Below are 25,769 nucleotides of genomic sequence, written 5' to 3'. Positions count from 1 at the left end.
CCGCCTGGTCTCCGCGCCGGTCATGGTGTGCGGTTCGCGTTGTCCACGGTCGTGAGGCGTAGCCGGCAACGCACTCACCCGGCAGTCATCCGACGTACGGTCAGGAGCAGATGCTGAAGTTCGCGTAGGTGTACGAGAGGAGTTGCCACTCCAGGTCGGGGCCGAGGCTCATGTCCCACCTACCGTCGGCGCGGCGACCGAAATAGATGAAGTTGGTGCCGGCACCGTCGTAGTAGAACCACGACTCGTACACGCTGAGGCGGGTTGCCGCCTTGGTCAGGGTCCCGGAGCCGACGACGCCGTCGCTGCGTAGGCCCCGGTCGCTCTGCCACTTCGTCGTGGCGGCGGTCGTGACCGGCCCGAAACGACAGTCGATTCCGGAGCGGTCGAGATAGCCGTCGGCCCACAGGATCATCTGCCACATGGCGACGACGTTGTGGTGCGGGCGCGTCGAGGCGGAGATGGGGCCCTCATCCGCCCAGTCGTCCGTCCACGTCCCCGCACCCGCGACGTACCCCTGGCTGACGGAAGCCGACGCCGGCGCTGCGGAAGTGGCGAGAGCACCGAGCATGGCGACGGCCACCGCCGTCGCGACGACCCTGGTTCGCAGAAACATGGGCATCCTCCTCTGCCTGCCTGCCGGGCTCCGCTGGATACAGGCTCGACGATTTCTCGTCCGTTGTCAGGCAGCCTTCCGTCGTCAGGCGGGCGGGAAGCGGACAGTTGGCCCAGGGCGGGGCGGGGATCTTCGTATCCCTCGCTCCGCTTCGCCGGGGCAAGGCGTCACGTTCGCCACCGGACGATATCGCGGCCCAGCTAGGCGTCGGAGGTGAACGGGCGGTCCCGGTGGCGCAACCGGCCCGGTAACGGCAGGTCGTCCCAGGGGAACCGGCGCAGCAACCGATCGAGCAGCAGCCCGAGCAGCAGCCCGGCCACCGAGTCGGTCAACCAGTGCCAGCCCAGGTAGGTGGTGGTGCACAGGAGCACCAGCGTCGGCACCAGCCAGACGGCGGTGACCAGCGCTCGGGGCATCCGCCGACCGACGGTCCGCAGCAGCGGGGCGAGCAGCAGGGCGAGTACCCCGTACCAGACCATCGCGCCGGCCACGTGCCCGGACGGGTACGACTGGGCGTAGCCGACCGGCAGGTCGTGCTGGAACAGCGGCAGGGTCTGTTCCGGCGGCAGGAAGGGTTCCTTGATGCTGGCGGTGGGGGCCGGGCGGGCCGTCCACACCTTGAGCGGGCCGATGGTCAGCAGGGTGAGCACGAAGGCGACCACCGGGGGCAGCACCGGGCGGACCGAGCGGAGCCGGACGGCCAGCAGCACCCCCAGGGCGGCGGCCAACAGCGCCAACGGGGTGCCCTGGCCGATCAGGTTGAGCACTCGGGCGACCCAGTAGGCGGCGGCCGGCCGGTGTGCGTCCGCCCAGTCGGCGACCGCCCGGTCGATGCCGAAGAGGTGGTCGGTGGCGAGCGCCACGGTCAGGCCGACCAGGGCGGTGAGCAGCAGCAGGTCGCACCACCAGCCGGCCGGGCGGACCGGCCGGAGCCGTGCTCCGCCGCGTACCGTCGTGGTGGTCTCCCGCACGCGATCACGCTACCGGCCCACCCCGGCGGCCGTGGTGGCGCGGTCCGTGGCCTGGCGTGGCGCGGCGGGGGATCTCGCGGCCCGGGGTCGATGTGTGTCGAACCACGAAGGGAGGCGTACGCCGGGGGTTGCCGGCACACTTGTCCCCGTGCGGATCACCTCGGCCCTCGTCGACCCGGCGCTGCTCGACCTCCCCTGGTCGACCCCGCTGGAGGAGTGGCCTGCCCGGCACCTGGTGGCGCTGCCGCAGGGCATCTCCCGGCACATCGTCCGGTTCGTCCGTCTCGGCGACTACGTGTACGCCGTCAAGGAGACCGGGGAGCGGGTCGCCGAACGCGAGTACGACCTGCTGCGGGCGCTGGAACGGATCGGCTTCCCGTCGGTGGAGGCGATCGCGATCGTGGCCGACCGGCAGGCCGACGACGGCACCCCGCTGGACCCGGTGCTGATCACCCGGCACCTCCAGTTCTCGCTGCCCTACCGGGCGCTGTTCTCCCGCACGCTGCGTCCGGAGACGATGGGCCGGCTGCTCGACGCCCTCGCCGTGCTGCTGGTCCGGATGCACCTGACGGGCTTCTTCTGGGGCGACTGCTCGCTGTCCAACACCCTGTTCCGCCGGGACGCCGGGGCGTTCGCCGCCTACCTGGTCGACGCCGAGACCGGTGCGCTGCACCGCTCGTTGTCCAACGGGCAGCGCGGTGAGGACCTGGAGATCGCCCGGGTCAACATCTTCGGTGAGGCGCTGGACCTCCAGGCGGCCGGGCTGCTGCACGAGTCGATCGACCCGGAGGTGGTCTGCGAGGAGGTCGTGCAGCGCTACGAGCGGCTCTGGCACGAGATCACCTACGAGCAGCAGGTCGAGCGGGAGGCCCGGCACGACATCGAGGGCCGGATCCGCCGGCTCAACGACCTGGGCTTCGACGTGGCCGAGGTGGCCCTGTCGACGGTCGACCACGGGCGCTACCTGGTCCGCCCGAAGGTCGTCGACGCCGGCTACCACACCCGACGGCTGATCCGGCTCACCGGTCTCGACGCCGAGGAGAACCAGGCCCGCCGGCTCCTCAACGACTTGGACGCCTACCGGGTGGAGAGCGACCTGACCGACGAGCAGCAGGCGGCCCACCGCTGGCTGACCGAGGTCTTCGAGCCGGTCGTCCGGGCGGTCCCCGCGCACCTGCGCCACAAGCTGGAACCGCAGGAGATCTTCGCGCAGATCATCGAGCACAAGTGGCTGCTCTCCGAGCGGGCCCGCCGGGACGTGGGGATGGGGCCGGCGGTGCAGTCCTACCTGTCCGACGTGCTGGTGCACCGGCCCGACGAGCAGGCCGTCCTGGGCGTCGAGGTCCCGACCCCCTGAGCCGCCCCTCCCGGCCGACCGGCCGGAAGGAGCGGACCTCCCGGCGGGCCGGGACAGGTGTCAGTCGAGCCAGGTGCCGGCGCGCATCACCCGCACCACGTTCAGCTCGTCGTCGAGCACCACCAGGTCGGCGCGGAGACCCGCCTGGAGGGCGCCGACCCGGTCACCCAGACCGATGGCCCGGGCCGGGGTGGTGGCGACCATCCGTGCCGCGTCGGCGATCGGGATGCCGGCGGTGACGGCGTGCCGCAGCGCCGCGTCCATGGTGAGGGTGCTGCCGGCGATCGCCCCGTCGTGGGCCAGCCGGGCCACCCCGGCGGCCACGGCGACGGGCTGGCCGCCCAGCTCGTACTCGCCGTCGGGCATGCCGGCGGCGGCCATCGCGTCGGTGATCAGCGCGACCCGTTCCGGGCCGGCCACGGCGGTGGCGAAGGTGAGCATGCCGTCGTGCAGGTGCACCCCGTCGGCGACCAGCTCACAGACCACGTTCGGGGCCTCCAGCAGGGCCACCACCGGGCCGGGCTCGCGGTGGTGCAGCGGGCGCATCCCGTTGAACAGGTGGGTGCCGACGCTCGCCCCGGCCGAGACGGCGGCCCGGGTCTGCTCCCAGGTCGCGTCGGTGTGGCCGACGGCGGCGACCACCCGGTGCGAGGTGAGCAGCTTGATCGCGTCCAGCGCGCCGGGGCGCTCCGGGGCCAGGGTGACCATCCGTACCGTCCCCACCCCCTCCGCGATGAGCTGCTCCAGCTCCTCGGTGGACGGGTCGCGGAGGAACTCCGGGTTCTGCGCGCCGCAGCGGGCCGCCGACAGGTACGGCCCCTCGAAGTGGACGCCCGCCAGCACGCCCTCGCGGACCAGCGGCGCGAACGCGGCGGTCGCCGCGCGCATCAGGTCGAACGGGGAGCTGACCAGGCTGGCCAGCAGGGTGGTGGTGCCGTGTCGCAGGTGGAACGCGGCGGCCTCCCGGGCGGCGTCGGCGTCACCGGTGGTGAAGGTGTGCCCGCCCCCGCCGTGGGTGTGCATGTCCACGAAACCCGGCACGATCCAGTGCCCGTCGCGCTTGGCCGGGTACTCGGCGACCGCGGTGATCCGCTCGCCGTCCAGCTCCACGCACCCCTGCCGGACCACGCCGGTCGGGGTCACCACCTTGCCGGTCACCCGCTGGGTCATCGTCTCTCCAGACTGTCGAGGGCGAGCAGGGCGGCACCGAGGCAGCCGGCCTCGTCGCCGAGGGCCGCCGCGACCAGGCGCGGCTCCCGATGGAAGGTCATCCGTTCGTGCAGGGTGGCGCGGAGCGGGCCGAGCAGTTGCTCGCCGGCCCGGGCCAGACCGCCGCCGATGACCATGGTGTCCACGTCGTAGAGGGCCTGCCCGGTGGCGAGCCCGTCGGCGAGCGCCTCGACGGCCTCCCGCCACACCTGCCCGGCCAGTTCCTCACCGGCCGCCGCCCGCCCGGCCACCTCGGCCGCGCTCACCGCCGTACCGGCCGGGTGCGTTGCCGCGCCGGCCGGGGGTGCTGCGGTGCCGACTCCGGGCGGGCCGGCCTGCGTCGTTGCGTCGGCCAGTTCGGCGTAGCGGCGGGCGATGGCCGAGGCGGACGAGACGGCTTCCAGGCAGCCGGGCCGGCCGCAGCCGCAGCGCGGGCCGTCGGGGCGTACCAGGATGTGGCCGATCTCGCCGGCCGCACCGTGCGCGCCGACGGCGGCCGACCCGGCGACCACGTGCGCGGCGGCGATGCCGGTGCCGATCGCGACGAAGAGCACGTGCCGGGCGTCCCGGCCGGCGCCGAGCCGGGCCTCGGCGATCCCGCCCACCCGCACGTCGTGGCCGAGCACCGCCGGCAGCCCGAGCCGTGCACCTACCAGCTTCCGCAGTGGTACGTCCCGGAAGCCGACGTTCGCCGACCAGACCGCCACCCCGGCGGCCTCGTCGACCACTCCGGGCACGGCGACGCCGCAGGCCACCGGGGTCGACCCGGCGGCGCGGGCCCGGTCGGCCAGCCCCTCGGCGACCGCCAGGACGGTCTCCACCACGGCGTCCGGGCCGCGCCCGGCGTCGGTCGGGTGCCGTTCGGCGTGCGCCACGCTGCCGTCCGGGCGGACCAGGGCGCACTTCATGCCGGTGCCGCCGACGTCCAACGCGACGACGAGTTGTTCGCCGTCGCCCGGCCCGTCGGTCATGCCAGCACCACTGAGCGGGTCAGGTGCCGGGGCGCGTCCGGGTCCAGACCCCGGCTGGTCGCCAGGGCCACCGCGAAACGCTGGGCCAGGATCAGGTCGGCCATCGGGTCGACCGGGGTCCGGCCGGCCGCCCAACTGCCCAGCACGGTGTGGCAGCCGTGGTGCCGGCTGTGGACGAACGCCGCCCCGGTCGCCGCCACGTCCTCCGGCAGCCCGTCGGGTAGCTCCCCGAAGGCCCAGACCAGCCGGCCGGGCGCGGCGATCGAGATGGGGCCGTGCCGGTAGTCCATCGCCGGGTACGCCTCGGCCCAGAAGGTGGCCGCCTCGCGGCACTTCAACGCGGCCTCCTGGGCCAGCCCGACCGTCCAGCCGCGACCGAGGAAGGTGGCCTGGTCGATGCGGGCCGGGTCGAGCGGCAGCGGGGCCCGGACGGCGACCTCCGCGTCGGCGGCCAGCGCCTCGACGTTGTCGCCGAGGTGGGCGCGGAGCAGCGCCAGTGCGGTGGTGGCGAACCGGGTCTGCACCACCGAGCGCTCGTCGGCGAAGGGCATCGGCACGGCCGTGTCGGCGAACGTGACGGCGGGCGAGCCGGGGTCACCGACCAGGACGGTGCTGGGTGTCCGGCCGCGCAGCGCGGTGAGCAGGTCGAGCACCTCCGTGGTGGTGCCGGAGCGGGTGATCGCGATCAGCCGGTCGTAGCGGCGCCCGGCGGGGAACTCGCTGGCCTGGAAGGCGTCGGTCTCGCCGTGGCCGGCCCGCTCGCGCAGCCCGGCGTACGCCATGGCCATGAACCACGACGTGCCGCAGCCGACGACGGCGACCCGCTCCCCGGGCTGGGGGAGGCCGGCGGCGACGGTGCCGACCAGCCGGGCCGCCTCCCGCCAGCAGTCGGGCTGGCTGGCGATCTCCGCGTCGACGTACGCCATGGGAACTCCTCGCACAGGGGAGGGAGGTGCGCAATACGGCTCATTACCACCGTCTTTCGCGCGTTATTCTGCGCGAACGGGGGTGCGCGTGGCAACCTGGCCCGGGACCGCGCAGTCGCGGGTTTTGCGCACCGGGAGTTTCGCGCACTACTGTGCACGCAATCGATCACCCTTGGTGCAGAGTCGGAGGCCCCCCGTGGACCGCTACGCCAGGTGGAACGCTCTGCTCGAGATGCTCACCGGCAGCGGGCGGGTCAGCGTGGAGGAAGCCGCCGATCGGCTGGACGTCTCGCAGGCCACCATCCGGCGTGACTTCGACCAGCTCGCCCAGCAGCAGATGATCACCCGGACCCGGGGTGGCGCGGTCGCCAACGGCGTCTCGTACGACCTGCCGCTGCGCTACAAGACGGCCAAGCACTCGGCCGAGAAGCAGCGGATCGGTGCCGCCGCCGCGGCGCTCGTCTCCCCCGGCACCGTGGTCGGCCTCAACGGCGGCACCACCAGCACCGAGGTGGCGCGCGCCCTGGCCGTCCGCCCCGACCTGAACACCAACGCCGAGGGTGCCCAGCTCACCGTGGTCACCAACGCCCTGAACATCGCCAACGAGCTGCTGGTCCGGTCCCGGATGAAGGTGGTGGTCGCCGGGGGTGTGGTGCGGCCGAAGTCGTTCGAGCTGGTCGGGCCGCTCGGTGGGGCGTTGCTGCGCGAGGTCACCCTGGACGTCGCCCTGTTGGGCGTGGACGCGCTCGATCCGCAGTTGGGTGCGGCCGCCCACCACGAGGGGGAGGCGGCGATGAACAACCTGATGGTGGCGCGGGCCAAGCGGGTCGTGATCATCGCGGATTCGTCCAAGCTGGGCGGTCACGCGTTCGCCCGGATCTGCCCGGTGGAGCGGGTAGAGACCCTGGTGACCGACTCCGGGGCGGCCCCCGAGCTGGTCGATGCGTTCCGCGCCGCCGGCGTGACCGTCGTCTGCGCCTGAGTCACTCGTTGGTACACCGTCGGTAGCGATCCACGCACCGATGCATACCGGGTATTGCCCTGGCGGGTATACCGAGTATGGTGACCGCTGTCATCAGCCACCATCGGGGGAGGCGCAGCTTGTCGGCTGTCCTGGAGATCGAAGGTCTACGTAAGACGTACAAGAGTCGTCGGCGCGGTGTCCGCAACGCGCTGGACGGCTTCGACATGCGGGTGGAGGCCGGTCAGGTGCACGGCTTCCTCGGCCCCAACGGGTCGGGGAAGACCACCACCCTGCGTACTCTGCTCGGGTTGATCCAGCCCGACGGCGGGCGGATGGCCATCCTCGGCCAGGAGGTGCCCGCCGCGCTCCCCACCGTTGCCGGTCAGGTCGGCGCGATCGTGGAGAGCCCGCAGTTCTTCCCGCACTTCTCCGCCCGGGACACCCTGTCCCTGCTGGCCGGGGCCGGCGACGTCCCCGCCGTACGGGTCGACGAGGTGCTGGAACTGGTCGGGTTGCGGGACCGGGCCGATGAGCGGGTCAAGACCTACTCACTCGGCATGAAGCAGCGGCTCGCCGTCGCGTCCGCCCTGCTCAAGAACCCCAAGCTGCTGATCCTCGACGAGCCGGCCAACGGCCTCGACCCGGGCGGCATCCGGGAGATGCGTACCCTGATGCGCACCCTCGCCGAATCCGGGATGACCGTGGTGCTCTCCAGCCACATCCTCGGCGAGATCCAGCTCATCTGCGACGAGGTCACCATCATCTCGCTGGGCCGCCGGGTCGCCGCGGGCCCGGTGGAGCAGGTGCTGGCCCAGCACTCGCATGGTGGCGTACGGGTGCGGCTGGACGCCGCCGAGGACCTCGCCGCCGCCGCCGAACTGCTCGGCCGGGCCGGTGTCGCGGTCACCCGCCACCCCGACCACCTGATGCTGGCCGGCGTCGACAAGCCGGCCACGGTCAGCCGGCTGCTCGCCGAACAGCACCTGTACGTCAGCGAACTGGCCCCGGTCGCGGTGGACCTGGAGAGCGTCTTCCTGGAGATCACCGCCACCGCGCCGGTCCCCGGTCAGCACCGCCAGGTCGATCAGTCCGCCAAGATCGGCGAGCCGGGCCACGCCGGCGGCACCACGGGAGGGTGGGGCGCATGAGCCTGTACGTCACCGAGCTGCGTCGGCTGGCCAAGCGCCGGCTCACCCGGGTCATGCTGGTCCTGCTCGTGCTCGGCCTGACCGGCATCGTCACCGCCTTCACCTTCTCCAGCCACAAGCTCTCACCAGCGGTGATCGCCCAGGCGCAGGCCGAGTCGGACGCGAACTTCCGGGACGCCGTCAAGAGCTGGGAACGCTCGATCGTCGAGTGCGACGCGGCCAAGGCCCGTGGCGAGCAGACCGAGGACCGGTACGGCCCGAACTGCGGCCGGGACTGGCAGCCCACCGCGGACATGTTCGACCCGAAGTGGAACCTGCCCTACCAGTTCGACTTCCGGGGCGAGTTCGGGATCTTCATCGCCGTCTTCGCCGGAGCGGTGGCGCTGTTCGCCTTCCTGATCGGCGCCTCGTTCGTGGGGGCCGAGTGGAGCAGCGGCGGGATGATGAACCTGCTGCTGTGGCGGCCGAAACGGCTCACCGTGCTCGGCACCAAGCTGGCCGCCGTGCTCACCATCCTGACCGGGGTGACCGTGGTTCTCGGCGCGCTGTGGACACTGGCCTTCTGGCTGATCGGCACCTACCGGGGGACCACCGCGAAGGTCACCTCCGGGGTCTGGCAGTCCGCCGGGATCAGCGGCCTGCGGGCGCTGGGGCTGATCCTCGCCGTCGGCGCGGTGGCCTTCGCGCTGGCCTCGCTGGGCCGGCACACCGCGATGGCGCTCGGCGTGGCCGTCGGCGTCGGGGTGGTCAGCGAGATCGGCATCCGGGTCGCCACCACGATCGCCGGGGTCCGGTTCGGGGACCGCTGGGTGCTCTCCACCTATGCGCTGGCCTGGTTCCAGAAGCAGTGGAAGCTGGTCGACTACCGATCCTGCGACTTCTCCCAGGGCGAGTGCACGCCGAAGGAGATGCTGGTGACCTGGCAGGACTCGGCGCTGGTGTTCGGCATCGGCACCGCCGTGGTGGTGGTGGCCGCGTTCTGGATGATGCGTCGGCGCGACGTCACCTGAGCCGGGTGCCGCCCCCGGTGCGGGCGGTACCCGGATGCGGCGGGCCCGTGTCGACCGACGGTCGGCGCGGGCCCGCCCGTCGTCTGCGGTGTGCCTCACCCGTCCGGGGCGGAGCGTCGCCCACCCTGGTTAAGCTGGGTTTCCCCGCCCGGCCGTCCACCCTGCCGAGGAGCGCCATGCCGCCCGCCGACGCCGTTCCCCGGTCCGAGCCGTCGCCGGAGCCGGTCGACACGCCGTCGCAGGTGCCCTCGCCACGGTCTGCCCCGGATGCCGAGCGGGCGTCCGTCGGTGGCGACGAGCTGACCGGGGCCGAGCGGGCCGGTGAGCGGGCGGCGGCGGGCGGCGACGAGTTGACCGAGCGGGAGCTGCGCATCCTCGCCTTCGAACAGCAGTGGTGGCGGCACGCCGGGGCCAAGGAACAGGCCATCCGGGACACCTTCGGGCTCTCCGCCACCCGCTACTACCAGTTGCTCAACGGCCTGCTGGACCGTCCCGCCGCGCTGGTCGCCGAACCGCTGCTGATCGGCCGGCTGCGTCGGCTACGCGCCTCCCGGGCCCGCAACCGACGTCGCTGAACGCCCCGGAGCCGGTGCCGAGGGCCCACCAGGGCGGCGCAGCCGTGACAACGGAGCGTGAGGTGGCCTGCGCCGGTGGGACGACCGGACGAGACCTCCGACCAGACCGCCAGTCACCCGCGGAAAGGGGTGGACGGCGGCCGGTGCGGACGGCAGACTGCGGCACGTGACAGGTGCGGTACGGCTGGAACCGGTGGACGAGGCGAACCTGGAGTCGTTGCTCTCCGTAGCGGCGGCGGAGGCTGAGCCGAGTGATGTCATGCCCCCTGTGGACGCCCCCGCCGGCTGGTCGCACGCCCGTCGGGAGGCGTTCCGGGAGTTCCACCGGGCCAGTTTCGGTGGGCTGGACGGACCGACCCGCACCCTGATGTTCGTGGTGCTCGTCGGCGGCGAGGTGGTCGGCATGGTGCGGATGGCCCGCTGTGCGGCCCCCGGAGTGGCGGAGACCGGGATGTGGCTCGGCCGGTCGGCCCGGGGGCGAGGGCTCGGTGCCGCCGCCCTGCGGGAGTTGCTGAACACCGCGGCGGCGGCCGGCATGCACTCCGTCGTCGCGGACACCACCCCGGACAACGTGGGAGCCATCACGGTGCTGCGCAAGTGCGGCGCGAAACTACGTGAAGAAGGCGAGAAGGTGTACGCGGAGCTCTCGCTCGACGCGACTCCGCCCGCCGCCGGCTGACCCCTCGTCGCCGGGGTGAACCATCGGCACAGCAGCGGATCGCTGGTCCCGGGGCGAACGGCGGCGTGGGTCGGTGTGTCGGGCACCTGGCGTCGCCGGGTGCGGCGACGGCATACGTCGAGGGCGGCGTGCCGTCGGCACCCATGCTTCCGCAGGGAGCGGTATGCCGGGCTGTCATATTCATGCCGCTCAGGCATACCGCTCCCTGCAACATCTACTTGTTCGCGGCGACACGCCCGAACTGGCCGGCCCACACACCCCCTGGTCGGCCAGGCATCTCACGGCCAGGCTGACCAGCTCGCCGGTCCCGCTCCTGGCCCGCCTGCCCGGGATCACGCGCTGGTCAGCCCGCGTGCTTGTCCGCATAGGCGGCGAGCCAGGCCACCTGCGCGGGGTCCAGGGAGGGGCGGACCCGGTCGCGGGCGGTGGCGACGTGGGCGGCGGTGACCGTGGCGGCGGACAGCGATTCCCGCATCGCGGCCAGCGCCGCCTCCCGCACCAGCGCCGCACAGTCCGCCGCGGAGAAGCCGGCCAACTCCCCGCCGAGCGCGGCCAGGTCGACGTCCTCGGCGAGCGGCACGGCGCGGGACGCTGCGCGGAGGATCTCCGCCCGGGCGGGGCCGTCCGGCGGCGGCACGTACACCAGGCGTTCCAGCCGGCCGGGGCGCAGCAGGGCCGGGTCGACCAGATCCGGCCGGTTGGTCGCCCCGACCACCACCACGTTGCGCAGCGCCTCCACCCCGTCCAACTCGGTCAGCAACGCGGCTACCACCCGGTCGGTCGTACCGCCGTCGGTGGCCTGGCCGCGCACCGGGGCCAGCGCGTCCATCTCGTCGAGGAACACCAACGTCGGCGCGGCCTCGCGGGCCCGGCGGAAGAGTTCGCGGACCGCCCGCTCGCTCTCGCCGACCCACTTGGAGAGCAACTCGGCGCCCTTCACCGACAGCACGTTCGCCCGCCCGGTCCCGGCCAGGGCGGTCACCAGGTAGGTCTTGCCGCAGCCGGGCGGCCCGTAGAGCAGCACCCCCCGGGGTGGCTGCACCCCCAACCGGGCGAAGGTGTCCGGGTAGGTCAGCGGCCAGAGCACCGATTCGGTGAGGGTCTGCTTCACCTCACCCAGCCCGCCGACGTCGTCGAGGGTGACAGTGGCCAACTCCAGGGTGGACGACGCCATGGTGGTCGGCCGGACCACCTCCAACGCCGCCGAGAAGTCGGCCATCGCCACCGTCGGCGTCTCGGCCGTCTTCTGCCGCAGCGCCGCCCGCACCCCGGCCTCCCGCACCAGCGCGGCCAGATCGGCGGCGACGAACCCGGGGGTACGCCCGGCCACCTCGTCCAACCGGACGTCCTCGGCCAGCGGCACCTGCCGGGTCAGCACGGTCAACTGCTCCCGGCGCAGCGCCGGATCGGGCAGCGGCACCGTGATCCGCAGCGACAACAGGTCGGGTGCGCGCAGTCCCGGGTCGACCGACTCCGGGCGCGAGGTGGTGCACACCACCGCCGTACCCGATCGGACGGCCCGGGCGAGCACCTGCCGGAACACGGTGGCCAACGGGCCGGCGTCCTCGGCCGGGGCGAGCGCCTCCACGTCGGTGACCAGCAGCACCGACGGCCCGCCGTCGGCCAGGTCGGCGGCGGTCTCGCGCAGCCGTCGGGCCGCCGCGTCGTTGGTCAGCGCGGCGAGTTCCGGTGCCCACAGCGGGCGTACCCGGGCACCGACCGCCTTGGCCACCGCCCGCACCAGCGCCGACTTGCCCGAGCCGGCCGGCCCGCTGAGCAGCACGCCGAGCGAGACCGTGGTGCCCAGCCGGCCCAACACCTCCCCGTGGTGGAAACCCAGGTCCAGCAGTTCGGTCAGCTCCTCGGCCTGGGCGCGCAGCCCGGGTAGCTCGTCCACGTGCGGCACGTCGTCGTCGTACGCCGACGCGCCGTCCGCCCCGGCGGCGGTCGCGGCCTGCGGCCCACCGGCCGCCGCCCCCGCCGAGGTGCCGGTGGACCGGCCGGGCGAGGGGCCGTCGGTGCGGGTGGTCCGACCCCGGTCCGGGCGGGCCGGGCCGGAGGAACCGTGGGTGACCTGGCCGTGTTCCCAGCCGACCACGGTGTCCATGGTCACCAGGGCGCCGGTCTCCGGTTCGGCGGCGACCACGGTCAGCAGGGTGCTCGTCCAGGCGTACCCGACGGTGTTGGCGAGGCTGCGCCGGGCGGCCTCGACCAGGCCGCGCACCGAGGCGTCGGGGAGGACGTCCTGGGGCAGCAGGGAGACGTTGTCACCCTCGGTGACCACCTTGCCGAGCAGGGCGAGCCGGAGCATCTCCGGGGAGACTGCGGCGACCACCGCCACCGGGCCGGCCAGGGTCACCCGCCGGGCCGGGGTGACCGGGGCCGGGGCCACCGTCACCTGACCGCCGTCGCGCAGACCGAGGTTGCCCAGCGTGAGGTCGTCGGCGTAGAGCAGGGCGGCGCTGGCGGTCGGCTCGGCGGGCGCGACGATCCCGGCGGTCACCCGCCTGCCGGCCAGCCGTACCGGGTCACCCGGGCGCAGCGCCAAGGCGGTCAGCACCTCCGGGTGCAGCCGGACGATGCCGCGTCGGGCGTCCAGCGCGGCCGGGCGCAGGCTGGCGGTCAGGGTCAGGTCCGGTTCGGGCATCGCCCGACAGTAGCCGCCCGTCGCTGCGGACACCCGGCGGTCAGTCGTCGTTGTCCAGCAGGGTGGGGTCGCGACGGATCAGTTCGGCCAGCCGGGCCGCCGGGTCGACGCCGGGCATCTCCCGGGCCGGCGTCCAGGCCGGTGGGTTCCGGTCCGCCAGCGGCCAGGCCGGCGGTGGGGTGGGCGACGGGTCGACCGGGGCCCGCGCCCCGGCGTCCGTCCGCCCGTTGCGGTCCCCGGTGTCCGTCCGCTCGACCCGCAGCGGGTACGTCCGCCCGGCGTACTCGACCCGCAGCGCCACGGTCAGGCCGGGATGGGCGGCGACCACCCGGCGGACCGCCTCGGCCACCTCCTCCACCGGGTCGGACCCGGCGGCGGGCCCTCCCGCCCCGGTCCGCCCGAGCCTGGTCCGAACCAGTTCCGCCTGCCCCGCTCCGGGCTGCCCCGCTCCGGTCGGTCCCGGCCCGGGCTGCCCCGGCCCGGTCGGTCCCGTGCCGGGCTGCCCCGGCCCGGTCGGTCCCGTGCCGGGCTGCCCCGGCCCGGTCGGTCCCGTGCCGGGCTGCCCTGGCCCGGTCGGTGCCGCTATGGGGTACGCCGGGCCCGTGGTCGCCCGGCCGGTGGCCTCGAAGGCCAGGGTCGACACGCCGTCGTCGGCCTCCGCGCCCTGGTCGGCCGACCGGCGACGGCGGGCCTCCTCACGGCGTGCCAGCCGGGCCAGTGTTTCGTCCAGACCACCTCTCATCACGTCCCCCTCTCCGATGGAAACGGCTCCGGGCGCCGATTCGTTCAGACGCCCTTCTCCCGTACCGCCCGGTCCAGCGCCCGGTCCAGGACGACCAGCAGGGCGTCCCGCACCGACAGCCGGTCCCGGGCGTCGAACTGCACCAGCGGTACGTGGTCGCCGATCGCCAGCGCCCACCGGATCGCGCCCAGCTCGTGCGTCAGCCGGCCGTCGAAGGTGTTCACCCCGACCACGAAGGGCAGGCGGGCCCGCTCGAAGAAGTCGATTGCCGGGTAGCAGTCGTCCAGCCGGGAGCTGTCCACCACCACCAGCGCGCCGAGCGCCCCCCGGGCCAGGTCGTCCCACATGAAACCGAACCGGTGCTGACCGGGCGTGCCGAACAGGTAGAGCTTCAGGCTGCGGTCGATGGTCACGCAGCCGAAGTCCATCGCCACCGTGGTGGTGGTCTTCGCGCTGCGGGTGCCGGGATCGTCCACGCCGATGCCGGCGCTGGTCATCTCGGCCTCGGTGGTCAGCGGGGCGATCTCGGAGATCGCGCCGACCGTGGTCGTCTTGCCCACCCCGAAGCCGCCGGCGATCAGGAGTTTGACCGGGATCGGTGGGGCGACGGCCGGGCCGGTCCGGGTGTCCGGGGCGGGCGGTGCCGTCGCCGTCGGCGGCCGGTACGGCGGTGGTGGCGGCGCTGACGGCGGGTGTGGCGGTGCCGTCGGGGGGCCGCCCACCGGCTGGCCGTAGCGGGCGGAGGCACTGTTCGCGGCGAGCCCGCCGAGCGGGGCGACCGGCCATTCAGGAGATCGCACGGAGTCCATCAATCACTCGCAGGATGAGGTCGGGGTCAAATGCGTCGTCGACGGCGCCGACGTGCACGTCGAGGTGGCCGGCGGCCCGCAGGTCGCCGACCAGCACCCGGGTCACGCCGAGCTGCAGCCGCATCCGGGCGGAGATCTCGGCGACCGAGATCGGTTCACCGCACAGGGCGACGATCGCCTGCAGCTCGGGCGCGAGCAGGGCCGACAGCAGGGCTGCCCGGCCCGGCTCGGACCGGGCGGTGACCTGGGTCTCCAGGCCGATCGCCGGGTCCGCGCCGGACACCCGCCCGGCGGTCAGGACGAACGGGCGGGGGCTGGCCGGCCGCTCGGGCTCGGGCTCGGGGACGGGCGTCGTCGTCCCGTCCCCCGTGGGGGCCCGCAGGTAGGGACGGACCCGGACCAACGGTTCGGGTTCCGATTCCTCACCGGCGGCGTCCCGGGTCATTGCTGAACGGCGTTCTTCAGCTCGGCGATGAGTCTCGGTGTCAGCGCCCCGCCGGCCCGGCCGGCGAAGAGCGTCATCTCGTACGCGACGGTGCCCAGGTTGGCCGACCGGTCGGCGATCACGCCGAGCACCGAACCGCTGCTGATCGCGGTGATCAGCAGGTAGCCGTCGGCCATGTCCACGATCACCCGGTTGAGCCCGCCGAGGGCGTACCAGCTGGCGGCGCCGCCGGCCAGGCTGGTCATGCCGGAGACGACGGCGGCCAGGCGTTCGGCGTTGGACCGGTCCTTGATCGACGACATGGCCATCAGCAGCCCGTCGGAGGAGACCGCGATGGCCTCCAGGACCCCGGCGGTGCTGGTGGTGAACGAGTCCAACAGCCAGTTGAACGTGCGCGCCTCCGGGCTGAGATCCCCGGCGGGGTGATTCTGGTAGTCGACGTTCTCGTGTACGTGCGGGCTGTTCACCGTGTCGTTCCTTCTTCAGTGCGGTGGTCGGGGCGGACTTCGCGCAGAGCCCGGGCGACGCCCGTCTCGAACGCGTTGATGAGATCGCGGACCTCGCCGGGATCTCCCGGATGCTGGCTGGGCGGTTGCCGAGGGGGTGAGACGGTCAGATTGGCGCCCGGTATCCGTCGGGTCAGGCGGGGTGTCGCCGGGTCGACGGGGGGTGCGGTGGCGGGCCTTGCCTGTTCGGCCCGCTGCACCCCGGACTGGAACTGCTCGACGAGGGCGCGGGCGGCGGCCGGGTCGGCCCGGGTGCCGTCCACCGGGCCGACGGCCGGGGCGGTGCGGGGCAGGCTGGCCCCGGGCACCCGCTGCCGGATTCCGGGCAGCGCGGCGGGCCGGTCCGCAGGGATCGGGCTGGGCTGCGGATTCGCCGGGATCGGGCTGGCCTGCGGGATCGCCGGGCTCGGGTTGGCCTGTGGGACCGTGGGAAGCAGGGTGGCCTGCGGGACCGTCGTGTGGGGCTGGTCGGCGTCGACCGGGGTCACCGTGGCGGTGCCCCGGGCCGGCAGGACCGTCCCGACGACGACGGCGTCGGCGGGCTGGACCGGTTCCGGGTCGGCCGGCACGGTGCCGAACGCGTCCCAGGGGCCGGCGGTCTCCATGCTCCGGGTCGCCTTGCTGAGCAGCGTCGGATCGAACCCGGGCAACGCCGTGGAGTCGACCGCAGGCCAGGTCGAACCGGCATCGGCCACGGGCCGGGCCAGGCCCGCATCGACCAGCGGGCGGGCCGGGTCCGCGTCGAGCACGGCCGGCGTCCGGCCGGTCCGCAGCGGTCCGTCGGTGCCGGGCGCCCCGGGCGTGCCGGTCGTCGCGGGCCGCTCCCGCGAGGGGAGCGCCCCTTGGTTGGCGGGTCCGGGCCGGTCCCGCGACGGCAGCGCGGCGCGGGCGACGGGTGCACCGTGGCGTCCGGTGGTGGCGCGGGCCAGGGCGGAGCCGGGGAGCACCAGACTGGCGGTCACCCCACCACCGGCGGTCGCAGCCAACTCCACCGTCCAGCCGTGCCGGCGGGCCAGCCGACCCACCACGAAGAGCCCGAGCACCTCGGACGGGGCCAGGTCCAGCCGCTCCCGGCGGGTGAACCGGGCGTTCTCCTCGGCCAGCCGTTGCTCGCTCATGCCGATGCCCTGGTCGATCACGGCCAGCCGGGCACCGTCGTCGGTCGGTTCGGCGGTGACGACGACCCGGGTGTGCGGCGGGGAGAACACGGTGGCGTTCTCCATCAGCTCGGCCAGGGCCAGCACCAGGTCACCGATGATCGCCGGCACGGCGACCACCTCCGGGGGGACCCGTACGTCCACCCGGGTGTAGTCCTCGATCTCACCGAGCGCCAACCGGACCACGTCGGCCACCGGAATCGGTGCGACGTGCGCGTCGTCGCCCGTCGCACCGGAGAGCACCACCAGGCTGCCCGCGTTACGGCGCAGCCGGCTGGAGATGTGGTCGAGCCGGTACAGGTGCTCCAGCCGGCCCGGCTCGGTCTCCTGCTGCTCCAGCCGGTCGATCAGGGCGATCTGCCGGCCGACCAGGTTCTGGGTACGTCGGCCGACGTGACCGAACATCTGGGCCACGTTCCGCCGGCTCGCCACCTGCCGTTCCACCAGCCGGGCGGCGGTGCTCTGCACCCGTTCGAAGGCGCGGGCCAGGTCACCGATCTCGTCCCGGGCACCCACGTCGACCGGGTCGAGGCGTACCGGTGGGGTGGTTTCCGACTCGTCGTCGGCGACCCGGACCAGCTCGGACTCGGCGACCCGGGCGACCCGGTCGGCGGAGCGGGTGAGCCGGGTGAGCGGTCGGGCCACCGCCCGGCCGACCGCCACGGTGAGCAGGATGACCGCGATCAGGATTCCGACGATCAGGAGGGTCACCCAGTACGCCCCGGCGAGCGCCACCTGCCGGTCGGCGCGCACCTCGGCGGTGACGTCGGCGGCCAGCTTCTTCTCCACGAACTGGCCCAGGGTGATCATCGAGGCGACGGTGGGGAAGAGGGTCGCCACGTCCAGCGAGCCGATCGCCGTGGCCGGGTCCAGCGCGCTCTGGTTGAGGAAGTCCGGGCCGGTGCGGTTGGCGACCGCGACTTCCTCCAGGGTGAGCAGGTCGAGCTGCTCGGGGGTGACCAGGGCTTGGAGCCGGGCGCTCTCGTCCTGAAGGACGGCGAAGTTCGCCACGTAGGCGGTGACGGTCTGGGCGTTGGGCCGGGCGGCGACCAGCACGATCAGGGTGGCGCCGGCGCTGAGGCTCTCACCGGTGCGCAGCAGGCCGTCCAGGGCCAGCACCTGCCGCCCGGTCGGGGTCCGGGTGTCCGCGTGGAGGCGGAGCTGGAGCGAGTTGATCAGGGCGGTGTTCACCGGCCCGTACCCGGCCATGATCTGGTCGGGGCCGGTCTGGCCGGCCACGGCCGCCGTGCGGAGGGCGGCCAGTTGCCGTACCCCGTCGAGGGCGGTGTCGACCTCGGCCGGCAGGGTGTCGCCGAAGTCGGCATGCAGGTCGGCGATCCGGTCGTCCACCTCGGCGACCTTCTGCACCAGGTCGGTGCGCTCGACCTGCTTGAGCAGCAGGCCGATGGCGAGCAGACGTTCCTGCTGGAGATGTTGGAGGATCGTGCCGACCCGGCTGGCGATCCGGACCCGGTCGGCGAGGTCGCCGGCCTGTTGCGCCACGGTGGCCCGTTCCCAGACCACCGGTACGGTGAGTCCGACCATGCAGAGCAGGGGGACCATCAGCAGCAGGGCCAGCTTGCCCCGGATCCGGAGCCTACCGAGCAGCATCGAAGGGCCTCCACCGGTCGGGTTCGGGGCGCTGCCCCGCAGGCTGGAGCACCGGCATCGGTCCGGCCGGTAGCCGACCGGACTGCGTCGGCGGCTCCCACCGGGGGTTGCCGGTGGCTTCGGTCGGCTCGCCCGGTGCGGTGCCCCGGCCGCCCGGGGTGCCGGTGCGGCGGGCCAGCCAACCGCTCGCGCCGAGCGCCGCCAGGAGCAGCCCGGCCATCCCGCCGGCGGCGAGGATCAGCAGGTCGTCGCGGTCGAGCTGGTCGATCCGCTGGCGGAGCAGTTGGTCCAGCTCGTCGAGGATGACCGGCTGGAGTTCCCGGGTCGCGCTCTGCGCCTGGGTCCGGGCGGCGGCGAGTTTCGTCAGGTCCACCGCCGGCGTCCGGCTGTTGGGTTGGGACAGCGCCGCCAACGCCTCGACCGCCCGCTGGTAGTTGTCGAGCGGGGTGAGCGCGCCCGCGCCGATGTCGGCGCTCTCCGAGGTGTCGACCACCGTCTGGAGGTCGCCGACCAGGTCGCCCGCCGGTTGCAGGGCGGCGAACCGGAGGGTGGCCAGTTCGCCCAGGGAGCGGGCCTGCTCGGCGGCGGGCCGCTGCGGCATCAGCACGGCCAGGTCGACGAGCCGCCCGGTGGCGACCATGGCCTTCGGCATCTCCTCGCCGACGCCGTCCTGGAGGAAGTACGAGTCGGAGCCGGGGTCGCGGATCAGCCCGGAGGTCTCGCGGATCTTGCCGTGCAGGGCGAGCAGCAGGTCGGTGACCTCGCCGTACGCGGTGAAGGCGGCTTCCGGGTCGGTGAGCGACCGGCTGGGCAGGCCCTCCAGTTTCGCCCGCAGCCCGGCCCACCGCTCGGTGCTGCGCAGCTCGTCGCCCACCCGGGTGTCGACCGCCGCAGCCGCCTCCACCGCCCGGTCCAGGGCGTCCCGGGGGGCCGGTCGGCCGGCGACGGCGGCGGTCTGCGCGTCCACCAGCGCCTCGGTGACCGGGCCGAGGGCACGCAGGTACTCGACGCCGAGGCGTTCCCGTGCGGCCAGCTCGCGGTCGGCGTCCACCATCCGGTGGCCCTGTACGACGAGGAACGCCACCGGCAACAGCAGCGCGGTGGCGAGTAGCAGCGGCAACAGGCGGCCCGGTGTCCTGGGCCGTCGACGGACCCGCGAGGCGGGAACGGTCATGGTTGTCTCCTCCGGCGGCGGCGCAGGGGTTCGGGGATGGCGTGACACTTCGGTCCCGTGCGTCGGACCGGAACCTAATCGAAGGTCGATCCCTGGCCAGAGGTCTGCACCGGTCAGTTTTGCGTCACTTCGAGTGATGTGACGTGACATCGACCTGCCCGACACGCTCCGTACTGTTGTCGGAGTGACATGCTCGTTTCCATTGTGATATGGCGTATTAAGCGTCAATTCACGGAGTCCGAACTCGTTCTGGGTGAACGCCGGGTGACCTTGTGCGTTTGACCTGTCCGGTCGACGATCGGCCGGTCAGGACGGACGTACGGCGGATCTCAGTCAACGCTCAGCTTCCGGGCCGTACCGTGAGCCGAATGAAATCGCCGCTGTCGGCCGCCCGGCTCCGCCGTGCCCTGCCCACCGGTCGTCGCGCGGTCGCCGCGTCGGTGGTCGTCGTCCTGCTGGCGGCGGTCGTCGGGTGGGCGGTCTGGCCGGACCGGCCGGGGTTCCGCACCGAGTCGGCCATGCTCGACGTGCGCTCCGGGCCGGGCGGCGACGAGCCCGTCGACCTGGACACCACGTTCTATCTGCCGCGTGCCGCGTCGGCCGACCGGAAGGTGCCGGCCGTGCTGCTGGCCCACGGCTTCGGCGGTACGAAGGACTCCGTCCGCGCCGACGCCGAGGACCTGGTGGGCCAGGGTTACGCGGTGCTGACCTGGACGGCCCGGGGCTTCGGCCGCAGCGGTGGTCAGATCCACCTGGACAGCCCCGACTACGAGGTGCGCGACGCCCAACGGCTGCTGGACTGGCTGGCCGCCCGCCCCGACGTGCGTACCGACGCCGCCGGTGACCCCCGGGTCGGGGTGGTCGGCGGCTCGTACGGCGGCGGCCTGGCCCTGCTGCTGGCCGCCCAGGACCCCCGGGTCGACGCGATCGTCCCCATGATCACCTGGAACGACCTGTCCCGCGCCTTCCTGCCGGAGAGCACCGGGAAGCCGGCCACCGAGGGCGTGTTCAAGAAGGGCTGGGCCGGCATCTTCTTCGGGGGCGGCGGCAGCGCCGGCTCCGGGCCGGCCGGGCTCTCCGGCAACTCCGCCGCCGCCGGGCCGGAGGGCGCTCCCGCGTCGGCCGGTGCGCCCAGCCCCCGCCGGGCGGTGGACCGGGCAGCGGATCGTCGCGCGCCCCGGGGGCCGCCGCCGACCCGTCCTGCGGCCGGTTCGCCGCCGACGTCTGCGCGGCGTACCTGCGCATCGCCACCACCGGTCGGGCCGACCAGGCGGCGGTGGACCTGCTCCGGCGTTCCTCCCCGGCCGACGTGCTGGGCCGGATCAAGGCCCCCGCCCTGCTGGTGCAGGGCGAGGCGGACACCCTCTTCCCGCTGGCCGAGGCGGACGCCAACGCGCGCGGCATCGCCGCTGCCGGCACCCCGGTCCGGGTGGCCTGGTTCACCGGCGGCCACGACGGCGGCTCCGGGCCGACCAGCGACTCCGACCGGGTGAAGTTCCTGACCGTGCAGTGGCTGGACCACTACGTCAAGGGCACCGGCGCGGCCCCCGGCGACGACTTCACCTTCTCCCGGATCGCCGGCTTCGACGCCCTGGACCGGGGCCTGGTCGCCACCGGTTACCGCACCGCCGACTACCCGGGGGTGACCGGGGACGCCCGGCGGGAGGTGCCGGTCGACGGGCCGGCCCAACCGGTCGCCAACCCGCCCAACGGCAACCCGGCGGCGATCTCGGCGATCCCGTTCGCCGGTTCGCTCGGCTCCCTGCTCGACGGGGTGGCCGGCGACGTACCCGGTCAGCACGCCCGGTTCGAGTCCGCGCCGCTGATCGAGGCGGTGGACGTGGTAGGCGCACCCACCGTCACCGTCCGGGCCGCGTCGGCGACCGGTCAGGCGGTCCTGTTCGCCAAGCTCTACGACGTCGACCCGGCCGGTGCGGCGACGCTGCCGGACGGGCTGGTCGCCCCGATCCGGTTGACCGGGCTGCCGGCCACGATCGACGCGGCGCAGCCGGTCCAGGTCACCCTGCCGGCGATCGTCCGCCGGGTCGAGGCCGGGCACCGGCTGCGGCTGGTGCTGGCCACCGCCGACCAGGCGTACACCACGCCGGCCGTGCCGGCCGTCTACACGGTGGCGGTCGACGGCGCGGTGAGCCTGCCGACGGTCGCCGCCACGCCGATCCCGACCACCGCCACGGTGTGGCGCTGGGTGCTGGTCGGCCTGCTGGCCGCGATCGTGGTCGGGCTCGTCGTGGTCGTCGCCGTGGTCCGCCGCCGGCACCGCCGCCAGGACGACTCCGTCCATCCCGAGTACGCGGGCATCCCGCTCGCCGTCCGCAACCTGCGCAAGGAGTACGCGGACGGCTTCGTCGCAGTCTCCCGGGTGGACTTCGAGGTGCACCCCGGTCAGGTGATGGGGCTGCTCGGCCCGAACGGCGCCGGCAAGACCACCACCCTGCGGGTGCTGATGGGCCTGACCCAGCCGACCGCCGGGGAGATCTACGTCTTCGGGCACCGGCTGGTGCCCGGCTCACCGGTCCTGTCGCGGATCGGCGCGCTGGTGGAGGGGCCGGGATTCCTGCCGCACCTGTCCGGCCTGGACAACCTGCGGGCGTACTGGCGGGCCACCGGCCGACCGTGGGCCGACGCGCACTTCGACGAGGCGTTGGAGATCGCCGGCCTGGGTGACTCGGTGCACCGGCGGACCAAGAACTACAGCCACGGCATGCGGCAGCGGCTGGCCATCGCGCAGGCCATGCTGGGCCTGCCGGAGCTGCTGGTGCTCGACGAGCCGACCGACGGGCTGGACCCGCCGCAGATCGCCGAGATGCGTCGGGTGCTCCAGCGGTACGCCACCGACGGCCGGGCGGTGCTGGTCTCCAGTCACCTGCTGGCCGAGGTGGAGCAGACCTGCACGCACGCGGTGGTGGTCAACAAGGGCCGGATCGTCGCCTCCGGCCCGGTGGAGGAGATCGTCGGCGAGTCGCCGAGCACCCTGTTCGAGGTGACCGACCAGGCCGCCGCGCGGGCGGTGCTGAGCCGATTCGACGCGGTGCAGGTGCTGACCGCCGACGACGCCGGAGGACTGGTGGTGGACACGAACGGGACCGCCCGCAGCGAGGTGGTGGCCGAGCTGGTCCGGGCCGGGATCGGGGTGGACCGGGTGGTGCCACGGCGTCGCCTGGAGGATGCGTTCCTCGCCCTGGTGGGCGAGAACTCTCGGGGAAGCGGTGACCGGTGATGGCAGGTTCTTCGGTGGGCTCGCCGTCGGGCGCTGACCCGAACAGCGGTGCGGCTTCGGGCGGCGCGGTCCGGGGCGGTGTGGCTTCGGGCGGTGCGGCGACGGGTTCGTTCGGGCCGGGTGGGGCGGCGGTCGGGTACCGGCCGGGGGCGACCCTGCCGTTCGGGGCGGAGTTCCGTCGGCAGGCGTCGCGGCGACGTACCCAGTTGGCGCTCGGGTTCATGGTGCTGCTGCCGCTGATCATCCTGGTGGCGTTCCAGTTCGAGTCCGGGGACGACGACGGCAGCGGGCGCGGCGAGTTCGCCAGCCTCGCCGACCTGGCCACCTCGGGCGGGCTCAACTTCACCCTGTTCTCGATCCTGGTGTCGGCGTCGTTCCTGCTGGTCGTGGTGGTGGCGCTGTTCTGCGGTGACACGGTGGCCAGTGAGGCGAGCTGGGGGAGCCTGCGCTACCTGTTGGCGGTGCCGGTGCCCCGGGCCCGGTTGTTGACGGTGAAGTTGCTGGTGGCGCTGGCGTACTCCGGGCTGGCCCTGCTGTTGTTGGCCGGCACGGCCCTGCTCGCCGGCACCCTGCGCTACGGCTGGACGCCGCTGACCAGCCAGGTGGCCACCGAACTGACCCCGACCGAAGGGCTGGTGCGGCTGCTGGCGGTGCTCGGCTATCTGGCGGTGGTCCTGCTGGTGGTGGCCGGGCTGGCGTTCCTGCTGTCGGTGATCACGGATGCCGCGCTGGGCGCGGTCGGCGGCGCGGTGCTGCTGTGGATCCTGTCCAGCATCCTGGACCAGATCACCGCGCTGGGGGCGCTGCGGGACTTCCTGCCGACCCACTACAGCAGTGCCTGGCTGGGCCTGCTCTCCACCCCGATGCAGACCGACGACGTGGTCCGGGGCGCGATCTCGGCGATCAGCTACGCCACCCTGTTCTGGGGCCTGGCTTTCTGGCGCTTCACCCGCAAGGACATCACCAGCTGACCCGCTGGCCGCTCGGCGGTCGCCGAGGGCCTGCGGCATCGCGAGGGCTTCGCCATGGTGCCGATGTTGCGGTATCCCTGGCAGGCGGATACCGCAACATCGGCACCACTGAGTTGACCATGAGGCTGCGTGAGCCGCCCCGGGCGCGGGTCGCTCATTCGGGCGTCGGCGCGCACCCACCGTCGTGGCCGGCGGGGCGACCACAGCGGGCGGCCGGGCGCAGGTCGGGGCCGTCGAGCGGAGCGTCGCACCAGATCCGGGTACGCGCGAACTGCCGGTCCTCCTCGGACAGCGTCGTCTCGCCGAAGTCGATGGCGAGCACGTGCCCGAGCGAGCGACGCAACGCCATCGCCAGCGCGGCAACCTCGTCGACGCTGGTCAGCCTGGTCGGCAGGTGGATGATCCAGCACGGGTCGGTCACCGGGGCCACCACCTGTTCCGGGCCGCTCTCGTCCGGCGGCAGTCGATGTGCCCCGACCCCCACCGTCGCAGCGCCACCCGGATGCGCTCACCCTCGGTGCTGGCGGTCGCCAGGTCACGGGTGACCCGTTCCAGCTCGTCGGCGACCTGGTCGAGGAAGGCGTACACCTGCTCGGGGTCGAGACCGCGCCACCGGCGGGTGCCGAAGGTGACGGTGCGGACGTGCTGCGGCAGCAGCCGCCGCCCCGCTCGATAGATCATCCTGTCTGGCCTTTCCGTCCGGGTGCCGCGCAGGTCGGCGCTTCAGCGGACCGCATGTCCGGCCCCCGACAATCCGCCGGTGTACGACCCCAGCGCGGCGACGGCCGAGGTCAGGCACTCGGCCATCAGGTCGAGCTGTTCGGCGGCGTGCTGCCACTGCCGGGCGGTGGTGTGGGTGTCGTGCTGCCACTGCCGGGCAGCCGCCGGGGTCGGGTCGGTCGCCCGGGTCACGTCGGCCGGTGGGGCGTCGGCGTTGGCCGTGTCGTGGAGCTGCTGCCCGGCGGCGTTGGCCGTGTCGTGGAGCTGCTGCCCGGCGGCGGTGACCCGGGCCGGGAGCTGCCGAATCCGATCGGCCGCCGCACTCCACTGGCTGCCGACGGTGTCCAGCACCTCGACCAGCCCACTGAGTAGTGCCCCGCTCGACGTTCCCGGCGGCGACCCGGAGCCGGCGTACCCCGTCGGTGACCTGCTGGTCCACCTCGCCGGCCAGGTCGAGGGCGTCCCCGCCGCTGCGCCGGGCCAGCCGGAGCGCCGGATGCGTGCGCCCCGCGCCGACGCGTTGCAGCAGCACCAGGGCGGCGGCCACCCCGAGGTACGTCTCCCGCAGCTCGGCGGCCACCTGCTCGACCGCCCAGATCGCACTGGCGACCGGCACCTGCGCACTTGTCTCCACCGTGCCTCCTCTGCCCGGGTGGGTGCCGGGGCAGCACGCCGACCAGCTCGGAAGGGGGTTCCGGCTGCCGCGTGCGCACTGCCCGGCGCTGTCCGGGTCTTGTCCCGGAGGGCGAACCGGCCCTGGTGCCAACCCGGGCGGCTCACCTTCATGCTATTGCGACTAGTGACATAGGTCAACCAAGCGCTTGAGGCGAGTTGCACAACGTGATCAGATGGGATTGCCAACCCGGGAGGATCACCATGCCCGCGATTCCGCTGAGCTATACCGACATCGCCGCCGACATCACCAGCCGGATCAAGGGTGGTGAGTATGGGCCGGGGGCCAAGCTGCCGTCCTACTCCCAGCTCGCGGACCTCTATTCCGTCTCGTTCTCCACTGCTGCACGAGCCGTGGCGCTGCTGCGTGACCGGGGAGTGGTGATCGGCGCCCCGGGGCGCGGAGTGTTCGTCCGCGAGGCGGGCCACCCGTGACGTTCGCCTCCGACGGGAGGTGGCGAGGGCGGTTCGAGGGATTGGTCGAGGGTGCCGTCGACCGCGCTGAGGTGGACCTCATGATCATTGGCGGTTTAGAGAGACGACACGCCGTGTCGAGTACTCGTAAATGTTCAATGATCATGGCTCGCCTGCTCCGCCCGTGTTCCGCCCAGCCCCGCTCAGAAGGGCGCGCTTCCCTTGTGAGCGGGCTCG

The 25,769-nt window shown here is 73.6% G+C and carries 23 protein-coding genes and 1 pseudogene; 9 read left to right on the top strand and 15 right to left on the bottom strand.

The window, feature by feature from the left end; translation table 11 throughout:
* Positions 1–100: 100 nt before the first annotated feature.
* A complete protein-coding gene (locus ACQP1S_RS29335) occupies positions 101–616 on the bottom strand; it encodes a peptidoglycan-binding domain-containing protein (RefSeq protein WP_432901055.1) in 516 nt (171 codons plus the stop codon).
* 200 nt (positions 617–816) lie between these two features.
* Positions 817–1,587, bottom strand: a complete 771-nt coding sequence (locus ACQP1S_RS29330) for a phosphatase PAP2 family protein (RefSeq protein WP_432901052.1) — start codon at positions 1,585–1,587, stop codon at positions 817–819.
* 94 nt (positions 1,588–1,681) lie between these two features.
* Between ACQP1S_RS29330 and ACQP1S_RS29325 the strand changes: the two genes are divergently transcribed.
* Complete coding sequence (locus tag ACQP1S_RS29325) at positions 1,682–2,944, top strand: DUF4032 domain-containing protein (RefSeq protein WP_432901050.1); 1,263 nt, start codon at positions 1,682–1,684, stop codon at positions 2,942–2,944.
* A 60-nt stretch (positions 2,945–3,004) separates the two neighbouring features.
* On the opposite strand, the gene nagA is transcribed toward ACQP1S_RS29325, so the two are convergent.
* From nagA to ACQP1S_RS29310, 3 genes are read right to left on the bottom strand one after another with little or no spacing between them, the layout of a single operon-like run.
* On the bottom strand, positions 3,005–4,114 hold the full coding sequence (gene nagA, locus ACQP1S_RS29320; protein WP_432901047.1) for an N-acetylglucosamine-6-phosphate deacetylase: 1,110 nt from the start codon (positions 4,112–4,114) through the stop codon (positions 3,005–3,007).
* The gene (locus ACQP1S_RS29315; protein WP_432901044.1) at positions 4,111–5,124 is read right to left on the bottom strand and encodes an ROK family protein; all 1,014 of its coding nucleotides are present in this window, start codon (positions 5,122–5,124) and stop codon (positions 4,111–4,113) included. Before ACQP1S_RS29315 ends, nagA begins: the two co-directional genes overlap by 4 nt.
* Positions 5,121–6,050, bottom strand: coding sequence for an SIS domain-containing protein (locus ACQP1S_RS29310; protein WP_432901041.1), 930 nt, complete (start codon positions 6,048–6,050; stop codon positions 5,121–5,123). The genes ACQP1S_RS29315 and ACQP1S_RS29310 overlap by 4 nt, the downstream gene beginning before the upstream one ends.
* A gap of 196 nt (positions 6,051–6,246) precedes the next feature.
* Here ACQP1S_RS29310 and ACQP1S_RS29305 point away from each other — a divergent pair, with 196 nt between their 5' ends.
* The 5 genes from ACQP1S_RS29305 (at position 6,247) to ACQP1S_RS29285 (ending at position 10,426) form a co-directional block, all read left to right on the top strand.
* Complete coding sequence (locus ACQP1S_RS29305; RefSeq protein WP_091247503.1) at positions 6,247–7,032, top strand: DeoR/GlpR family DNA-binding transcription regulator; 786 nt, start codon at positions 6,247–6,249, stop codon at positions 7,030–7,032.
* Positions 7,033–7,151: 119 nt separating this feature from the next.
* Complete coding sequence (locus ACQP1S_RS29300; RefSeq protein WP_091247501.1) at positions 7,152–8,162, top strand: ABC transporter ATP-binding protein; 1,011 nt, start codon at positions 7,152–7,154, stop codon at positions 8,160–8,162.
* On the top strand, positions 8,159–9,172 hold the full coding sequence (locus ACQP1S_RS29295; RefSeq protein WP_091247499.1) for an ABC transporter permease subunit: 1,014 nt from the start codon (positions 8,159–8,161) through the stop codon (positions 9,170–9,172). The genes ACQP1S_RS29300 and ACQP1S_RS29295 overlap by 4 nt, the downstream gene beginning before the upstream one ends.
* Positions 9,173–9,348: 176 nt before the next feature.
* A complete protein-coding gene (locus ACQP1S_RS29290; protein ID WP_432901036.1) occupies positions 9,349–9,747 on the top strand; it encodes a DUF3263 domain-containing protein in 399 nt (132 codons plus the stop codon).
* A gap of 166 nt (positions 9,748–9,913) precedes the next feature.
* The gene (locus ACQP1S_RS29285) at positions 9,914–10,426 is read left to right on the top strand and encodes an N-acetyltransferase family protein (protein WP_432901033.1); all 513 of its coding nucleotides are present in this window, start codon (positions 9,914–9,916) and stop codon (positions 10,424–10,426) included.
* 343 nt (positions 10,427–10,769) lie between these two features.
* Here ACQP1S_RS29285 and ACQP1S_RS29280 read toward each other — a convergent pair whose 3' ends face one another.
* The 7 genes from ACQP1S_RS29280 to ACQP1S_RS29250 are packed head-to-tail and all read right to left on the bottom strand — an operon-like array spanning position 10,770 to position 19,517.
* Positions 10,770–13,073: an AAA family ATPase gene (locus ACQP1S_RS29280; RefSeq protein ID WP_432901030.1), complete on the bottom strand. Its 2,304-nt coding sequence runs from the start codon at positions 13,071–13,073 to the stop codon at positions 10,770–10,772.
* A 40-nt stretch (positions 13,074–13,113) separates the two neighbouring features.
* On the bottom strand, positions 13,114–13,815 hold the full coding sequence (locus ACQP1S_RS29275; protein ID WP_432901027.1) for a hypothetical protein: 702 nt from the start codon (positions 13,813–13,815) through the stop codon (positions 13,114–13,116).
* Between the two features lie 44 nt (positions 13,816–13,859).
* Positions 13,860–14,624 carry a GTP-binding protein gene (locus tag ACQP1S_RS29270; protein WP_432901024.1) on the bottom strand — a complete coding sequence of 255 codons (765 nt, stop codon included), beginning with the start codon at positions 14,622–14,624 and terminating at the stop codon, positions 13,860–13,862.
* Positions 14,602–15,069 (bottom strand): DUF742 domain-containing protein, encoded by a 468-nt coding sequence (locus ACQP1S_RS29265; RefSeq protein ID WP_432901021.1) that lies wholly within the window; start codon positions 15,067–15,069, stop codon positions 14,602–14,604. Before ACQP1S_RS29265 ends, ACQP1S_RS29270 begins: the two co-directional genes overlap by 23 nt.
* On the bottom strand, positions 15,066–15,536 hold the full coding sequence (locus ACQP1S_RS29260) for a roadblock/LC7 domain-containing protein (protein ID WP_432901019.1): 471 nt from the start codon (positions 15,534–15,536) through the stop codon (positions 15,066–15,068). Before ACQP1S_RS29260 ends, ACQP1S_RS29265 begins: the two co-directional genes overlap by 4 nt.
* The gene (locus tag ACQP1S_RS29255; RefSeq protein WP_432901016.1) at positions 15,533–18,343 is read right to left on the bottom strand and encodes a nitrate- and nitrite sensing domain-containing protein; all 2,811 of its coding nucleotides are present in this window, start codon (positions 18,341–18,343) and stop codon (positions 15,533–15,535) included. Before ACQP1S_RS29255 ends, ACQP1S_RS29260 begins: the two co-directional genes overlap by 4 nt.
* A complete protein-coding gene (locus tag ACQP1S_RS29250) occupies positions 18,330–19,517 on the bottom strand; it encodes a hypothetical protein (RefSeq protein ID WP_432901013.1) in 1,188 nt (395 codons plus the stop codon). The genes ACQP1S_RS29255 and ACQP1S_RS29250 overlap by 14 nt, the downstream gene beginning before the upstream one ends.
* A 368-nt stretch (positions 19,518–19,885) precedes the next feature.
* Here ACQP1S_RS29250 and ACQP1S_RS29245 point away from each other — a divergent pair.
* Positions 19,886–22,755 (top strand): annotated as a pseudogene (locus ACQP1S_RS29245) (alpha/beta fold hydrolase).
* A complete protein-coding gene (locus tag ACQP1S_RS29240) occupies positions 22,752–23,726 on the top strand; it encodes an ABC transporter permease subunit (RefSeq protein WP_432901011.1) in 975 nt (324 codons plus the stop codon). The pseudogene ACQP1S_RS29245 and the gene ACQP1S_RS29240 overlap by 4 nt, the downstream one beginning before the upstream one ends.
* Before the next feature lie 154 nt (positions 23,727–23,880).
* On the opposite strand, the gene ACQP1S_RS29235 is transcribed toward ACQP1S_RS29240, so the two are convergent.
* From ACQP1S_RS29235 to ACQP1S_RS29225, 3 genes are read right to left on the bottom strand one after another with little or no spacing between them, the layout of a single operon-like run.
* Positions 23,881–24,156, bottom strand: coding sequence for a hypothetical protein (locus tag ACQP1S_RS29235; protein WP_432901008.1), 276 nt, complete (start codon positions 24,154–24,156; stop codon positions 23,881–23,883).
* The gene (locus ACQP1S_RS29230; protein WP_432901005.1) at positions 24,144–24,407 is read right to left on the bottom strand and encodes a DivIVA domain-containing protein; all 264 of its coding nucleotides are present in this window, start codon (positions 24,405–24,407) and stop codon (positions 24,144–24,146) included. The genes ACQP1S_RS29235 and ACQP1S_RS29230 overlap by 13 nt, the downstream gene beginning before the upstream one ends.
* A 42-nt stretch (positions 24,408–24,449) precedes the next feature.
* Entirely contained in the window at positions 24,450–24,797 is a 348-nt protein-coding gene (locus ACQP1S_RS29225; RefSeq protein ID WP_432901003.1) for a hypothetical protein, read from the bottom strand.
* Between the two features lie 525 nt (positions 24,798–25,322).
* Between ACQP1S_RS29225 and ACQP1S_RS29220 the strand changes: the two genes are divergently transcribed.
* Positions 25,323–25,553 carry a winged helix-turn-helix domain-containing protein gene (locus tag ACQP1S_RS29220; protein WP_091247470.1) on the top strand — a complete coding sequence of 77 codons (231 nt, stop codon included), beginning with the start codon at positions 25,323–25,325 and terminating at the stop codon, positions 25,551–25,553.
* Positions 25,554–25,769 lie beyond the last annotated feature (216 nt).

This window comes from Micromonospora matsumotoense, from assembly GCF_050951065.1.
GTDB lineage: Bacteria > Actinomycetota > Actinomycetes > Mycobacteriales > Micromonosporaceae > Micromonospora > Micromonospora matsumotoensis.
The sequence above is the reverse complement of the archived record's forward strand: the minus strand, read 5'-3'. Positions and strand labels throughout refer to the sequence as shown.

Bases quoted from the DNA above. Each gene is read 5' to 3' on its own strand.
- ACQP1S_RS29335 (WP_432901055.1), bottom strand. From the start codon at position 616: ATGTTTCTGCGAACCAGGGTCGTCGCGACGGCGGTGGCCGTCGCCATG.
- nagA (WP_432901047.1), bottom strand. From the start codon at position 4,114: ATGACCCAGCGGGTGACCGGCAAGGTGGTGACCCCGACCGGCGTGGTC.
- ACQP1S_RS29315 (WP_432901044.1), bottom strand. From the start codon at position 5,124: ATGACCGACGGGCCGGGCGACGGCGAACAACTCGTCGTCGCGTTGGAC.
- ACQP1S_RS29310 (WP_432901041.1), bottom strand. From the start codon at position 6,050: ATGGCGTACGTCGACGCGGAGATCGCCAGCCAGCCCGACTGCTGGCGG.
- ACQP1S_RS29295 (WP_091247499.1), top strand. From the start codon at position 8,159: ATGAGCCTGTACGTCACCGAGCTGCGTCGGCTGGCCAAGCGCCGGCTC.
- ACQP1S_RS29290 (WP_432901036.1), top strand. From the start codon at position 9,349: ATGCCGCCCGCCGACGCCGTTCCCCGGTCCGAGCCGTCGCCGGAGCCG.
- ACQP1S_RS29280 (WP_432901030.1), bottom strand. From the start codon at position 13,073: ATGCCCGAACCGGACCTGACCCTGACCGCCAGCCTGCGCCCGGCCGCG.
- ACQP1S_RS29275 (WP_432901027.1), bottom strand. From the start codon at position 13,815: ATGAGAGGTGGTCTGGACGAAACACTGGCCCGGCTGGCACGCCGTGAG.
- ACQP1S_RS29270 (WP_432901024.1), bottom strand. From the start codon at position 14,624: ATGGACTCCGTGCGATCTCCTGAATGGCCGGTCGCCCCGCTCGGCGGG.
- ACQP1S_RS29265 (WP_432901021.1), bottom strand. From the start codon at position 15,069: ATGACCCGGGACGCCGCCGGTGAGGAATCGGAACCCGAACCGTTGGTC.
- ACQP1S_RS29255 (WP_432901016.1), bottom strand. From the start codon at position 18,343: ATGCTGCTCGGTAGGCTCCGGATCCGGGGCAAGCTGGCCCTGCTGCTG.
- ACQP1S_RS29250 (WP_432901013.1), bottom strand. From the start codon at position 19,517: ATGACCGTTCCCGCCTCGCGGGTCCGTCGACGGCCCAGGACACCGGGC.
- ACQP1S_RS29230 (WP_432901005.1), bottom strand. From the start codon at position 24,407: ATGATCTATCGAGCGGGGCGGCGGCTGCTGCCGCAGCACGTCCGCACC.
- ACQP1S_RS29220 (WP_091247470.1), top strand. From the start codon at position 25,323: ATGCCCGCGATTCCGCTGAGCTATACCGACATCGCCGCCGACATCACC.